We start from the raw sequence: 13,577 nt of genomic DNA on the forward strand, positions 1-13,577 counted from the left end.
CCGATCGCCAGCACCGCCGGTGGTGCAGTCCGTCGGGACGGTTACGACGGCCGTCCGGGCGAGACGGGCGTCGGGCTACGAGACGGCGTCGGGCTACGACCGCTGGCCTGCGGCGTCGTGGAGCGGCCCGTCCTCGGGCACCCGCTCGAGGACGACGAGCGCGACATCGTCGTCGGCCCCGCGCGCGGAGTCGATCAGCGAGTCGGCGAGCTGGTCGAGCGTGACGCGCGGCCGGTCGGGCGTGCGTCGGCCGAGCCCGGGCGCGCGGGCGCCCTCAGCGGCCCCGGTGTGGACGGTGTCGAGGCGGGCGACACCGTGCCTCGCCGCCACCCGGGCGGCGAACTCGGTCATCGTCTCGTCGAGGGGCCGGTCCCGCCGTTCGACGAGCCCGTCCGTGTACAGCAGGAGCCGGGTGCCGACGGCGAGGTCGACGGTGTCCGCGGTCGGCGCCGGAGCTGGCACCCCCAGCAGCACGCCGGCGCCCCCCTCCCAGAACTCGGCGCCGGCCGGGCCGACCACCAGTGGCGGCAGGTGGCCGGCGTTGACCACGGTCACCGTGGACCGGTCCGGCGGGAAGGTCAGCAGGCAGAGGGTCGCCGTGGACTCGGGATGGGTGACCTGGATCAGCCGGTTGAGCCGCTCGACGGCCGCCGCCGGCGAGTGCCCGTCGAAGACGTACGCCCGCAGCGAGTACCGCAGCTCCGCCATGATCACCGCTGCCGCGAGCGAGTGGCCCTGCACGTCGCCGATCACGACCAGGCCGTCACCGTCGGGCATCTCGAAGGCGTCGTAGAAGTCCCCACCGACCTCCGCCTGTTCGGCGGAGGCGTGGTAGCGCGCGGCGATGCGCAGGCCAGGGAGGTTCGGTGGCTCGGCCGGCAGCAGGCTGCGCTGCAGGGTGAGCGCGATCCGGTGCTCCTCGGCGAACCGGCGGGACTGGCGTACCAGCGCCCCGACGGTGGACAGGAACTCGCGCGGCTCGATCGGGTCGACCAGGTAGGCGTCCGCGCCCGTGTCCAGGCCGACGCTGCGGTCGGCGGCGTCGACGGCGGTGGCCGAGACGTGCAGCACCGGCATGCCGGCTGTGGCCCGCGCCTGCTTGATCCGGGCGCAGACCTCCAGACCGCTCATGTCGGGGAGGTGGACGTCGAGCACGGCGAGGTCCGGCCCGCCGCCGTCGACGATGCTCAGCGCCTCCCGCCCGGACGCCGCCTCGATCACCACGTAGCCGGCGCGTCGCAGCCAGCTCGCCATGATGTAGCGCTTGCTGTCCGAGTCGTCGACGACGAGGACGGTCGCCTGGCTGACCGGCGTTCCGGCGGAAGGCCTCCCGAGGGGCGCTGTCACGGCAGGTCGCGGTCGTGTATGTGGGCAAGCGCGGCGTCGATCGCGCGTCCGGTCAGCCTCGACTTCGCCACGACCGCGACGGCGGGCCCGAGCGTGACCCGTTCGCGGTCGCGTTCGCGCCGGCGGCCGCGTTCCCGGTGGTCGACGACGTCGGAGGCGTAGTCGCTCCAGCTCACGATGATGACCGGAAGGTCGCGCAGATTCGGATCATCACTCATCGCCGAGAGCACCGCGGCGCCGTCCATGCCGGGCAGCATCAGGTCGAGGAAGACCACATCCGGCGAATCGGCGCGCATCGCCGCGATCGCCTGCTCGCCGTCCCCGGCCACGACGACCCGCTCCACCCGGTCGGCCAGCAGCGAGCGCATGGTCGCCAGGAAAGCCGGGTCGTCGTCGACCACCAGCGCGCAGTCCAGGTGGGCCGGCTGCATTCCCGCGGCCGGGCCGACGGCTCCGGAGCGCGGTCCACCGGCCGGCGGGAAGCCGTCGGCGCCCTCGTCCGAGTCCTCGTCCTCACGCCCCGCCCCGGCGCCGACGGGGCCCCGGCGGGGCAGCGTGACGGTGAACGTCGACCCACGGCCGGGCTCGCTGATCACCTCGAGACGGYCGTCGAGCAGCATGATCACCTGGCGGGCGTAGGGCAGGCCCAGGCCGGTGCCGCGCACGCGGGCGTGCAGCGGCGTGCGCACCTGGTAGAACTCCTCGAAGATCCGGTCCACGTCGTCGGGGGCGACGCCGATCCCTGTGTCCCGCACGGAGAACACCACGGTGTCCTCGTCCGCGAGGTCGTCGCCGTCCGTGGGGTGGCCGACGCCCGGCCGGGGGCCGTCGTCCGGCGCGCCGGCGCCGTGGGCGCCGCCCCGGCGGGCGGTCAGGAGGACCTCGCCGCGCTCGGTGAACTTCAGCGCGTTGGACACCAGGTTGCGCAGCACCCGCGCGAGCAGGGTCTCGTCGGTGCGCAGGAGGCCGACGTCGGCGTCTGTCTCGACGGCGAAGGACACCTCCGGCCGAGTCCCGAGCGGGCGCAGCGACCCGTCCAGGTACCGCAGCAGGGCCGCGACGTCGACCTCGTCGACGACCACCTCCAGCCGGCCCGACTCCGCCTTCGCCAGGTCGAGCAGGTCGTTGACCAGGGTGAGCAGGTCACCGCTGCTGGCCAGGATGAACTCCACCTGGTGGCGCTGCTCGTCGGAGAGCGGGTCGCCGGCAGGGTCGAGCAGGAGCCGCGCGAGGCCCAGCACCGAGTTCACCGGCGACCGCAGCTCGTGGCTGACACTGTGCAGGAACCGGGTCTTCGCCTCGTTGGCCCGGGTCAGGGCGATGCCACGCTCGTCCAGCTCCGCGTAGAGCGCCACGACGCCGCGGTTCGTCTCCTCCAGCTCGGTGGACAGCTGGTTGTAGAGCGCCAGCACGCCCCGGTTCGTCTCCTCCAGCTCGGCGTTCAGCCGCAGCAGCTCGTCCTGCTTGTCCCGCAGCTCCGCCAGCGCCGCCACGAGGTCGCTGTTCTGCACGCGCAGCTCGTCGGCCGGCGAGTTCGGCGCGATCGCGGCGAGGGATCGCCGCAGCTCGGCGAGGCGGGAGTCGTCGAAGAACAGGCCCGGAAGGATCGGCTTGGCCAGCGTGACGACCCGGTCCGGCGAGGCCGAGCCGCCGTCGCCCGCTCCGTGCTCCAGGTCGACCAGACGGCCGGCCGCGACCAGCCCGCTGCCGGACCGGGGGAGTGGCTGGTCGGCGGTCACCGTCACCACGAGCGTCGCGGGGGCGCGGACCGCGAAGTCGATCCACGCTCCACCAGCGCTCAGCGCGTCCCGGCTCACCTCACTGAGCGCGGTGGCCAGCCGCACCTGGTCCTGGCCGTCCAGGCCGGCGGCGGCGCCGATCTCCCGGGCGAGTTGGCGCGCGGCGAAGACGTCCGGCTCGTGGCCCAGCCGCACCCGCAGCAGCTCGGCGACGGGTCCCCCGTCCCCGGTCAGCCCCACGGCGCACCCGCGACCAGCACGGACGCGTCGTCCCGGCGCAGCCCCGCGTCCCGCAGGACGCTGGCGGCCACCACCAGCGCGCCACGGCTGGTGATTCCCGGATGGTTGGCGAGGTCCCAGCGCGGGTTGACCCCGTCGCTGTGCAGCACGACCAGTGCGCCTGGCGGGATCTCGTACCGGGTCTCGGCCAGGCCGCGTGCCTGGTGCCCGGCTATGCCCGGCCTGCTGGTCAGCCCGACGCGGCGGGCGCCCCCGACGATGACCCCGCTGATGTTGCCGAGCCCGGCGAAACGCAGGGTACCGGCGGACGGCTCCAGGATGGCCACCGCGACGGCCGCGCCACGGGTGTGCGAGATCCCGTTGTGGATGCGCCGCATCAGGTCCACCGGGTCGAGGGGCGGTCCGGCGGCGTGGAAGATCCGCACCGCGGCGTCGGCCGCCCGGGCCGCGAGCTCCCCGTGCCCGAGGCCGTCGCACAGCAGCAGCGCGAGCCGGCCGCCCTCCGCGCGGGTGGCGTACGCGTCTCCGCAGGCGGTCTCCCCGGTGATCGGCCGGGTCAGTCCGGCCACCCGGGGCACCGCGCGAAGGTCGGCCGCGGCCTGGACGCCGGCCCGGCGCGGCCCGAACGCGCCGGCCATCACGGTGCCGACGCCCGGGGTCGAGTAGGCGTCGAAGCGGTCCGCGATTCGCTCGATCATCCCCAGGCCGATGCCGAGGGTGCCGGCGGACGTCGCGCCGTCGCGCATCATCGCCGGAATGTCGGCCAGGCCAGGTCCGCTGTCGACCGCGACGAACTCGATGGCCGTCGCCGTCCGCGGTGCCGTGACGGCCTCGTCGGGTGCCGGCCAGCGCAGCGCCCGCAGCAGTAGCGAACCCTCCTCCGCATGCCGGACCAGGTTCTCGGCCACCTCGGTGAGCGCGAGGCCGACCTCGGCGCCCCGGTCCGCCGTGAGCCCGAGGCGGTCAGCGAGCGCGACGGCGGCGCGCCGGACGGCGCCGGGCATCGACGGCCCGTCGGCCCGGAACCAGGCGATGTCCTCGGCCAGTGGGTGGTGGGCGGCCGTGATCAGCGTGACCATTTCACGACTTGGACGGTTGTGCCTGCCCCGGGGCGACTCTCGATCGAGAAGTCGTCGACCAGCCTGCGGCTGCCCGACAGCCCCAGGCCGAGGCCGCCGCCGCTCGTCCAGCCGTCGGTCAGGGCGAGATCCAGGTCGGGGATGCCGGGGCCGCTGTCGACGAAGACCGCCCGGATGCCGCGGCGCCGGCCGTTGTGGACCACGTCGACCGTCATCGAGCCACCGCCGCCGTAGACGAGCGTGTTGCGCGCCAGCTCGCTCGCCGCGGTCACTATCTTGGTCTGGTCCACCAGCGACATCTTGGCTGTCACGGCGAGGTTGCGCACGACCTGGCGCACCCGCACGACGTCCGCCTCGGTGCTGATCGGGTGACGTTCGGTCTGCTCGACCGTCGGCTCACCGCCACCCGTCGGCGTGGGCCACCGCGCGGTGCTCACCCGGTCCAGGACCCCTCCGCCAGCGCCTGGCGGCCGTTCGGTGCCGGGGTGCCGCCAACCCGGCTCGAGTCGGCCGCCGTGCCGGTCGCGACGTCGATGACCTCGGTGGGGTCCGCGCCGAGGTCGCCGTTCGCCTCGTCCTCCGGCAGGCGGACACGCACCTCGGCGCCGAGCAGGGCCAGGCCGTGCTCGAGGGTGAGAGCCGTGCGTACGCCGGGCATGTGCAGGCCGAGCTCGACCAGCGTGATCGCGACGGCCGGACGCATCCCGACCACGACGGTCTCGGCGTCGAGCAGCCGGGACAGCGAGGCGATGGTGGACAACATCCGGCCGATGAAGCTGTCGACGATCTCCAGCGCGGAGATGTCGATCAGCACGCCGCGGGCGCTGGTCGCCACGATGCGCTCGGACAGGTCGTCCTGCAGCGCCAGCGCGAGCTGGTCCTGTAGGTCCACCTGGATCGAGACGAGCAGCAGGTTGCCCATCTTCAGGATCGGGATGCGATCCATCAACGGCTCCCGGGCGTGCCTGGACGGCGGATCTGGACGCCCTCCCGGCGCAGCGCCAGCGCGAGTGCCTCAGCCAGCGTCGCCTTGGTGACGATCTCGCCGAACTCGATGCCGAGGCTGACCACGGTCTGCGCGATCTGCGGGCGGATGCCGGAGATGATGCAGTCGGCTCCCATCAGCTGGGCCGCCATCACCGTCTTGAGAAGGTGCTGCGCGACCTGGGTGTCGACCGCGGGCACTCCGGTGATGTCGATGATGGCGTGCCGGGAGCCCGTGTCGACCAGCGCTTCCAGCAGCGTCTCCATCACCACCTGGGTACGGGCCGAGTCCAGGGTGCCGACCAGCGGCACGGCGAGCACGCCCTCCCACAGCTTGATGACCGGGGTGGACAGCTCGAGCAGTTGGTCGGACTGCTCCACGATCACCGCGTCACGGGCCTGCGCATAGGTTTCGAATGTGAACAGGCCGAGCTCGTCGACGAAGTCCGAGAACTGCGCATAGCCGCCAAATGCGATACCGCGCTCTTCGAAGGCTGGCGACACGGCCGCCCGGAGCGTGAACACCGTGATCGAGGTCTCTCGGGGCGTAAAACCCTGCCGAGCCCGCGTGCCGGACAACTCGGCGAGCAGTGCACGCAGCTCCCCGAACGACTCCGAGCTCAGGTCGGTCCCGCCCGCCCGCAGCCCGCCCAGCAGCGCGGTGTAGAGCTCGCCGAGCTCGCGGGTCAGCTCCGCCTCGGAGAGGCGGGACCGTAGAAGGCCACCGACCAGTCCGACCCACCGGGCGAGGATCTCCTCGCGGTCCGCGCTCAGCGGCGCGACCCACTCATCCCTGTGGACGACGTCCACGAATTCCTCCCAGCGTCGCGGGCGACTTCGAAGCCACAACCGCTCGATGTCCCCGAAGACCGGACGTCCACGGACAATTCCCCCGAGGCTAGCGACCCGACATGATCCCATGCCTGTCGAGCCCACCGGATTCTGGCAGCAACCGGGCCAGGTGCCTTGGCGCGGGGGACGTTAATCCACCCTTAGGGGGGTACTGGCAGACCCGCTGACCTGCCGCGCGGGCGGCACTCGTGATGTCCAGCGAACGCCGAGAAGCGAACGCCGAGAGGCAAATGCCGAGAACGCGACGGCGCCGCCGGCTCCCTGCTGGGAACCGGCGGCGCCGGGTGCTGCTGGTGCCGCCCGCCTGGGCGGGTCAGCGGGCCAGGCGACGCGCGGTCATGCGACCRTGCGGTCTCGGCCCTCGGTTCGGCCTTCGGTCAGACGGTCGCGTGCTCCGTCGCGGCGGCCTGCGACGGGACGAACAGGATCGGCTTGTCGCCGGCCAGCGCGCTGCAGGTGGTGTCGATCATCAGCGCCGAGACCACGTACGGGTCCATGTTCGCGTTCGGACGGCGGTCCTCGAGCCAGCCCTTGCGGGCCTTCGAGACGGCCCACGGGATGCGGATCGACGCGCCGCGGTCCGAGTCACCCCAGGAGAACTTGTTCCACGGAGCGGTCTCGTGCTTGCCGGTGAGGCGGTCCTGGATGCCGTAACCGTAGTTGGTGACGTGCTCCATGACCCGAGTGCCGAGCGCCTCGCAGCAGGTGACGATCGCGTCCCAGCTCTCCATCGTCTGCTTCGTGGAGAAGTTGGTGTGCGCGCCCGCGCCGTTCCAGTCGCCGGCGACCGGCTTGGCGGCGAAGGACACCGACGCGCCGAAGTCCTCGGCGATGCGGTGCAGCAGCCAGCGGGCGACCCAGATCTGGTCACCGATGGCCGGCGCCGGCAGCACGCCGATCTGGAACTCCCACTGGCCCATCATGACCTCGGCGTTGGTGCCCTCGATCGCGAGGCCGGCGTCGATGCACGCCTGGGTGTGCTTCTCGACGATGTCCCGGCCGGRCATCTTCTCGCCGCCGACGCCGCAGTAGTACGGACCCTGCGGCTCCGGGAAGCCGGTGGCCGGCCAGCCCAGCGGGCGGCCGTTCTGGAAGAACGTGTACTCCTGCTCGATGCCGAAGTTCGGGCTGAAGTCGGCGTACTTCTCGGCCAGCTCACGCGCCTTGGCGCGGGTGTTGGTCGGGTGCGGGGTGAAGTCGGTCAGCTCCACCTCGCACAGCACCAGGATGTTGTCGCCGCCACGAATCGGGTCCGGRCAGGTGAAGACCGGGCGCAGGACACAGTCCGAGTTGGAACCGGGCGCCTGGTTCGTGCTGGAGCCGTCGAAGCCCCAGATCTCCGGCTCCTTGCCGTCCTTGATGATCCGGGTCTTGCTGCGCAGCAGCGGCTCCGGCTCGGTGCCGTCGATCCAGATGTACTCGGCCTGAAAGCTCACTCAATACTCCCCGTGATCGGCAGGTCCTAGACACGCGACGATGGGGCCGGCCGGGGGAGGGCCGACGCTAGCCGCGACTGACGGGAGGGTCCATCTGGAGCCTGTCCGGGTCCCGTTACCGATCAGTTCCCCGATTGTTAAATCTATGTCTCAGGGCGCGCAGTTGTCGTTGGTCGGCCGATGGGCCCGGGGGGAAGGCCGCCGGAGCCGCTGAAACCGGCTCGAAATGCACGTGGTGTCACCGGGTGGTAGCCGCCACACATCGGTAGCACCTCGTGAAGTGTGCCAGATCACTAAACGGCCGCACCGTTGGACGGCCATCAGATTCGGCAGGCAGCTCCGCGCCCGCGAATCACGGGATCTCGGTGAGATGCTCGCCCTCGGTCATCCGGTGGATGACCCGACAGGTATCCCGAGGCGGCGCGTAAGGGTCGTCACGGGGTTCGTTCAGCGGACTGCCACCGCGGTGAGGACCAGGCGTGGCCGCTCGGTTGACTGTCTCCAGCGCCGCGGCGCCCATTTCGAAAGGCCGGTTTTCGGGCAGGTTTCGTCGTTCCGTGCGCGGCAGGACGGCCGTACGCGGGGGAACGGCGGCGTCGCGCCCGCTGGTTCGCCGATCGCGGCCAGCCCGCGCCGCGCGCCTTCACACTCGAGGGCGGGGTCGTGGCGAGGCGCCGGGCGCCTCGCCACAAGCCGGCCTCAGATGTCGTAGTGCCTCAGATGTCGTAGTAGAGGTCGAACTCGAAGGGATGGGGACGCAGGCGGATGGCGTCCACCTCATGGGTGCGCTTGTAGTCCAGCCAGGTCTCGATGAGGTCCGGAGTGAACACGTCCCCCGCGGTGAGGAACTCGTTGTCGGCCTCGAGGTGGTCGAGCACGGCCTCCAGCGACCCGGGCACCTGGGGGACGGCCGCGAGCTCGTCCGGCGGCAGCTCGTAGAGGTCCTTGTCGATCGGGTCCGGCGGCTCGATCTTGTTCTTGATGCCGTCGATCCCGGCCATCAGCATCGCCGAGAACGCCAGGTACGGGTTGCAGCTCGGGTCGGGCACGCGGAACTCGACCCGCTTGGCCTTCGGCGAGTCGCCGGTCAGCGGGATCCGGCAGCAGGCCGACCGGTTGCGGGCCGAGTAGACGAGGTTGACCGGCGCCTCGTAGCCGGGCACCAGCCGCCGGTAGGAGTTCGTCGTCGGGTTGGTGAACGCCAGCAGCGCAGGGGCGTGGTGCAGCAGCCCGCCGATGTAGTGCCGAGCGGTCTCGGACAGCCCGCCGTAGCCCTCGGCGCTGTAGAACAGCGGGCTGTCGTCCTTCCAGAGGCTCTGGTGGCAGTGCATGCCGGAGCCGTTGTCCTGGAAGAGCGGCTTGGGCATGAACGTGACGGTGCGGCCTCGGTCGCGGGCGACGTTCTTGATCACGTACTTGTAGAGCATCAGGTTGTCGGCGGTCTTCAGCAGCGTGTCGAAGCGGAAGTCGATCTCCGCCTGGCCGGCGGTGCCGACCTCGTGGTGCTGCATCTCGACGGTGATGCCGACCTTGATCAGCGTCTTGACCATCTCCGAGCGAAGATCGGTGAAGTGGTCGGTCGGCGGCACGGGGAAGTAGCCGCCCTTGAATCTCGGCTTGTAGCCGAGGTTGCCGCCCTCCTCCTTGCGCGCGCTGTTCCACGCGGCCTCGACCGAGTCGACCTTGTGCATCGATCCGTACGGGGTGTACTCGTACCGGATGTCGTCGAAGATGTAGAACTCGGCCTCTGGCCCGAAGAACGCCGTGTCCGCGATCCCTGAACCGCGCAGGTATGCCTCCGCCTTACGCGCCACATTGCGCGGGTCGCGGGAGTACTCTTCCTTGGTGATGGGGTCGTGGATGAAAAACGTCATCGCGAGCGTGGAGTGTTCCCGAAAAGGGTCCTGGAACGCGGTCCGCGGGTCCGGAAGCAGCAGCATGTCCGACTCGTGGATGGCCTGGAAACCGCGGATGGATGAACCGTCGAACATGAGGCCATCGGTGAAGACCGACTCCGTGAAGACTTCCGTCGGAATCGTGAAGTGCTGCATGATCCCCGGTAGGTCACAGAAACGCACGTCGATGAACTCGACGCCTTCGTCCCGGATGTAGCGGAGCACTTCGTCGGCGTTCGCGAACATTCATCCTCCACCCGCGCGGCATACTACCTGGCCCGCAAGGATACCCATGTCCGGACGCGGTGCGTAACCCCACGGTGTGAAGCGGGCATGGCGGATGTGTTTCGATCCGGTTGCCGGGCCCGTCTTCGTCACTTTCTGTAACCAGACTTGGGCGTGAGCCCGTTGCGCATAAGCTTGCGCGGTGCGACGTGAGATCGGACGCTGGCTGGAAGGCCCAGGCCTGCCGCCCACAGACGGCACCCCCGGGGATCGGCTGGGCCTGCCGGCCGACGGCCCCGGTTCGCTGGCCAGTTACGGCGCCCGGTTCGGTGGCTACATCGTCGACGCGGTGCTGGCCAACCTGCTCGCCGGCGTGCCTGTGCTCTTCGGCGCGACCTATGGCGCCTCGACGCGCGGCCTGGTCGTGCTCGCGATCTTCCTGCTCGAGGAGCTCGTGCTGGTGAGCCTCACCGGCCAGACCGTCGGCATGCGGCTGTTCGGCTTCGGCGTGGTGAAGGTTCCCGGCGGCGGGCGGGCGCGCTTCCCGCTCGTCCTCGTGCGGACGCTGCTGCTCGCCCTGCTGATCCCGGTGTTCCTCGTCGACCGTGACCTGCGCGGCCTGCATGACCGCGCCGCGGGCACCGCCCCCGTAAGGGCGGCGCGCCGCGCCTAGGTCGCGCCGCGCCGCATGGAGCGGGAGAAGTCCGCTGGGACCTGCGCCCCAAGGGCCGCAGGCTCAGCTCTGGAGCGGGAGGCGGTAGCCCGCTGGGTCTCTCCGCCCCAGGCGCGCCGGTTTAGCGCGGGCGGCCGCTGCGGGGAATGTTGCGGGGGACCGGACCCTTCGGGATCGGCAGCGACGGACCGGTGCCCGCGACGGCCTTCAGCCGCCGGTCGAGCTGGTCGACATCGCGGCGGCGCAGCGTGCGCCGCAGCCGCATCAGGGTCGGCTGCAGCTTGGCCAGCGGGACCTCGCCCTCGCCGTTGCCGACGATCACGTCGGTGATTGGCACATCGCCGGCGACCCGGCGGATCCGGCGCACCTCGGTGGCGAGCAGGTCGCGGGCGCCTCGGCCCCGCCCCTCCGCGATGATCACGATGCCCGCCCGGCCGACGACGCGGTGCACGACATCCTGGTTCCTGTTCACCTGGACGGCCGGGGTGAGCCGCCAGTCGCCCCTCATCCGCTCGATGATGCCGGCGGCGGCGCCTGGCTTGCCCTCGAGCTCCGCGTAGGCGCTGCGCTGTACCCGGCGGCTGAACAGGTTGACCGCGACGAGGAGACCCAGCAGAACACCGAGGGGTGTCCACAGCCAGATCGGCCCGATGAAGAGGCCCAGCACGAGGAGCACCGCCAGCGGCACCACGAAGCCGAGCAGCATGATCCAGACGACTTTCGGGTCGCGCTGCCGCGTGACCTTGAAGACGAGACGGATCTGGGCGAGCCGACTGGGTGTGTCGGCCTCCTGCGTACGCGCGGCGCCACCCGGCTTCGCCGGGCCCTTCGTGCCGCGTGCCGGGGGCGTAGCCGGTGTGGCCGCGGCTGCCGCCGGCTTCTTCCTCAGTGCCATGCCCGCGAGCCTACGGCCTGTGGCGCGGGGCGCGGCCATGACCGCCGCGATGACGCCTCGTGAGGAGGACGACGGTGGGGTGGCGGCTGGCTGGGCCCGTGTTTCTCCGGGTTCCGGCGCCTCGCCTGGCCTTGCAGCGGGCCGGGCTGTCGGGTCTCCGGGAGCGCCCGACGAGCCGGATCAGCGGTGGGCGGCGGCGGGGCGCCGCGGCCTGGCCGCGGCGAACGAGGGCCGTGCCGGCGCGGCGGCGACCGAGCCGGCCGGGGAACCGGGCCCGCCGCCCTCGGCCCACCGGTAGCCGGAGGTGACGTGCAGGTCGGTGGCCGCGCGCCAGGCGTTGCGCCGGGCGGTGCGCTGACCGCCGTGCGGCAGCACCAGCAGGGTCAGTTCTTCCAGGGTCGACAGCAACGAGCGGAACACAGCGGGTCTGACCTCCCGACACGGTGGTGGTTCTYCCACCCACGCTCGTCGTCCCACCGACGGCGCCGTCCCGCCGRCACTCCGTCGGCGCCGCGCGGGGCCTGGCACGGGTGGCGGGCTTGCCGGTGTGGGGGAACGGGCTACCGGGAACGGAGGTGGATGGTGGTCGTGGGCGTTGCCAGCCCATGCGGCGGCGAGCACTCCCATTGGCGCGTACTCATGTCAGCGCGTGACTCGCGGTGGTGACCGCCAGGTGACGCTACGCCGAAGCCTAGTCCCGTGCCTGTCTGGTCACCAGTCGCAGCTGCTTACGGGAGTGCGTGTTCTAGCGCACAAAAAGAACTATCGATGCACAACCAGTTGGTACCCGGGTGAGTCGAGTGAGATTTCCGGGTTTGGCACCCTCGGGTCGGCCCTGCCGGCCCTGCCGGCCACGACGGCGTGGTGGCTCGCCGCCCGCCGGGTGAGTCGGCAGGTGACCGGATGCGGCCGGGCCCGCCGGTGCGACAGGATGGACGAGTGAGGATCATCGTCACCGGGGCGTCCGGGCTGCTGGGTTCGGAACTGGTGCCCGCGCTGCGGGCGGACGGCCACGACGTGGCGACACTCGTGCGGCGCGAGCCGCGAGGCCCCGGCGAGTTCCGCTGGGACCCGGCGCGCGGCGAGCTCGACGACGCCGCCCTCGTCGGCGTCGACGCGGCTGTGCACCTCGCGGGGGCCGGCGTCGGCGACCACCGGTGGACGGCGGACTACCGCCGCGCCATCCTCGACAGCCGGGTCCAGGGCACCCGGCTGCTGGCCGGCGCCCTCGCCGCGAGCGCGGGCGCCAACACCTCGCCGGCCGGCTCCGCGGGATCTGGATCGGGATCGCGGTCGCCGGCTGTCCTGCTGTCCGCGAGCGGTGTCGGCTGGTACGGGACAGCCGCCGACGACGAGGTCGACGAGACGGCGCCGGCGGGCGGTGGCTTCCTCGCGGACGTCGTGCGTGCCTGGGAGGAGGCGACGGTGGCCGCCGTCGACGCCGGCCTGCGGGTGTGCCTGCTGCGCACCGGCCCCGTCTTCGCCCGCCAGGGCGGGGTGCTCGCCCGCCAGCTGCCACTGTTCCGGGTGGGGCTTGGCGGGCGTCTCGGGTCCGGCCGGCAGTGGCTGGCCTGGATCGGCATCGACGACTGGGTGGCCGCCGTCCGTTTCCTGCTCGCCGCCGATGGGTCGGCTCCCGGCGAACCCCGGCAGGAGGCGGCCTCGAGGGTCGCGGGGCCGGTGAACCTGGTCTCGCCGAATCCGGTGACAGGGGCGGAGTTCGCCCGGACGCTAGGCGGGGTGCTGCACCGCCCGGCGTTGCTGCCCGTGCCCAGGTTCGCGCTGCGTGCCGTCGTCGGCGGCTTCACCGACGAAGGTGTGCTCGCCTCCCAGCGGGTGGTCCCACGAGTGCTGCTGGACGCGGGCTTCCACTTCCAGTACCCCGACCTGGCCGGCGCACTGCGCGCCACCCTGACCGACCAGCGTTCGTAGAACCGTCCCGAGGGATTCGTGGAACCGCCCCGCGAGGGAGGCGCCCGACGATGGCGCCTCGCGGTGGGGCGCCTCGCGGTGGGGCGCCTCGCGGTGGGGCGCCTCGCGCCCCACCGCGGTGCCCGGTCTATTCGAGGTAGTCGCGCAGCTTCTGGGAACGCGACGGATGCCGCAGCTTCGAGAGCGTCTTCGACTCGATCTGCCGGATCCGCTCCCGCGTCACCCCGAACTCCCGACCGACCTCCTCCAACGTCCGAGGATGCCCATCCGTCAACCCGAA

13 protein-coding genes are annotated in these 13,577 nt (G+C 71.8%); 2 read left to right on the forward strand and 11 right to left on the reverse strand.

All coding sequences use genetic code 11. From position 1 onward, the window contains the following. Window positions 1-93: 93 nt before the first annotated feature. From BCD49_RS36770 to glnA, 8 genes are all read right to left on the reverse strand, one after another. Window positions 94-1,347 carry a PP2C family protein-serine/threonine phosphatase gene (locus BCD49_RS36770; protein ID WP_007516881.1) on the reverse strand — a complete coding sequence of 418 codons (1,254 nt, stop codon included), beginning with the start codon at window positions 1,345-1,347 and terminating at the stop codon, window positions 94-96. Then, window positions 1,344-3,326 carry an ATP-binding response regulator gene (locus tag BCD49_RS36775; protein WP_083401920.1) on the reverse strand — a complete coding sequence of 661 codons (1,983 nt, stop codon included), beginning with the start codon at window positions 3,324-3,326 and terminating at the stop codon, window positions 1,344-1,346. The genes BCD49_RS36770 and BCD49_RS36775 overlap by 4 nt, the downstream gene beginning before the upstream one ends. Next, a complete protein-coding gene (locus BCD49_RS36780; RefSeq protein WP_007516885.1) occupies window positions 3,317-4,405 on the reverse strand; it encodes an ATP-binding protein in 1,089 nt (362 codons plus the stop codon). Before BCD49_RS36780 ends, BCD49_RS36775 begins: the two co-directional genes overlap by 10 nt. After that, the gene (locus tag BCD49_RS36785; protein WP_007516886.1) at window positions 4,393-4,842 is read right to left on the reverse strand and encodes an anti-sigma regulatory factor; all 450 of its coding nucleotides are present in this window, start codon (window positions 4,840-4,842) and stop codon (window positions 4,393-4,395) included. The genes BCD49_RS36780 and BCD49_RS36785 overlap by 13 nt, the downstream gene beginning before the upstream one ends. Beyond that, window positions 4,839-5,351 (reverse strand): STAS domain-containing protein, encoded by a 513-nt coding sequence (locus BCD49_RS36790; protein ID WP_007516887.1) that lies wholly within the window; start codon window positions 5,349-5,351, stop codon window positions 4,839-4,841. Before BCD49_RS36790 ends, BCD49_RS36785 begins: the two co-directional genes overlap by 4 nt. Next, on the reverse strand, window positions 5,351-6,199 hold the full coding sequence (locus BCD49_RS36795; protein ID WP_007516888.1) for an STAS domain-containing protein: 849 nt from the start codon (window positions 6,197-6,199) through the stop codon (window positions 5,351-5,353). Before BCD49_RS36795 ends, BCD49_RS36790 begins: the two co-directional genes overlap by 1 nt. A 419-nt stretch (window positions 6,200-6,618) precedes the next feature. Further along, a complete protein-coding gene (glnII, locus tag BCD49_RS36800) occupies window positions 6,619-7,677 on the reverse strand; it encodes a glutamine synthetase GlnII (protein ID WP_071042436.1) in 1,059 nt (352 codons plus the stop codon). A 716-nt stretch (window positions 7,678-8,393) separates the two neighbouring features. Continuing rightward, window positions 8,394-9,818, reverse strand: coding sequence for a type I glutamate--ammonia ligase (gene glnA, locus BCD49_RS36805; RefSeq protein WP_007516892.1), 1,425 nt, complete (start codon window positions 9,816-9,818; stop codon window positions 8,394-8,396). 181 nt (window positions 9,819-9,999) lie between these two features. Here glnA and BCD49_RS36810 point away from each other — a divergent pair, with 181 nt between their 5' ends. After that, entirely contained in the window at window positions 10,000-10,470 is a 471-nt protein-coding gene (locus tag BCD49_RS36810; protein WP_007516894.1) for an RDD family protein, read from the forward strand. A 121-nt stretch (window positions 10,471-10,591) separates the two neighbouring features. On the opposite strand, the gene BCD49_RS36815 is transcribed toward BCD49_RS36810, so the two are convergent. Then, window positions 10,592-11,365 (reverse strand): DUF4191 domain-containing protein, encoded by a 774-nt coding sequence (locus BCD49_RS36815; protein ID WP_007516896.1) that lies wholly within the window; start codon window positions 11,363-11,365, stop codon window positions 10,592-10,594. Window positions 11,366-11,545: 180 nt separating this feature from the next. Beyond that, the gene (locus tag BCD49_RS36820) at window positions 11,546-11,785 is read right to left on the reverse strand and encodes a hypothetical protein (protein ID WP_007516898.1); all 240 of its coding nucleotides are present in this window, start codon (window positions 11,783-11,785) and stop codon (window positions 11,546-11,548) included. Window positions 11,786-12,304: 519 nt separating this feature from the next. Between BCD49_RS36820 and BCD49_RS36825 the strand changes: the two genes are divergently transcribed. Beyond that, window positions 12,305-13,297 carry a TIGR01777 family oxidoreductase gene (locus BCD49_RS36825; RefSeq protein ID WP_007516900.1) on the forward strand — a complete coding sequence of 331 codons (993 nt, stop codon included), beginning with the start codon at window positions 12,305-12,307 and terminating at the stop codon, window positions 13,295-13,297. A gap of 127 nt (window positions 13,298-13,424) precedes the next feature. Here BCD49_RS36825 and BCD49_RS41560 read toward each other — a convergent pair. Next, window positions 13,425-13,577: sigma factor-like helix-turn-helix DNA-binding protein (locus tag BCD49_RS41560; RefSeq protein ID WP_274535054.1), on the reverse strand; the 153-nt coding region annotated here is incomplete at its 5' end.

It is taken from the genome of Pseudofrankia sp. EUN1h, from assembly GCF_001854645.1.
Taxonomy (GTDB): Bacteria; Actinomycetota; Actinomycetes; order Frankiales; family Frankiaceae; genus Pseudofrankia; species Pseudofrankia saprophytica.

What these genes read in the sequence shown, in the direction of transcription:
- BCD49_RS36780 (WP_007516885.1), bottom strand. Translation starts at nt 4,405, where the DNA reads ATGGTCACGCTGATCACGGCCGCCCACCACCCACTGGCCGAGGACATC.
- BCD49_RS36790 (WP_007516887.1), bottom strand. Translation starts at nt 5,351, where the DNA reads ATGGATCGCATCCCGATCCTGAAGATGGGCAACCTGCTGCTCGTCTCG.
- glnA (WP_007516892.1), bottom strand. Translation starts at nt 9,818, where the DNA reads ATGTTCGCGAACGCCGACGAAGTGCTCCGCTACATCCGGGACGAAGGC.
- BCD49_RS36815 (WP_007516896.1), bottom strand. Translation starts at nt 11,365, where the DNA reads ATGGCACTGAGGAAGAAGCCGGCGGCAGCCGCGGCCACACCGGCTACG.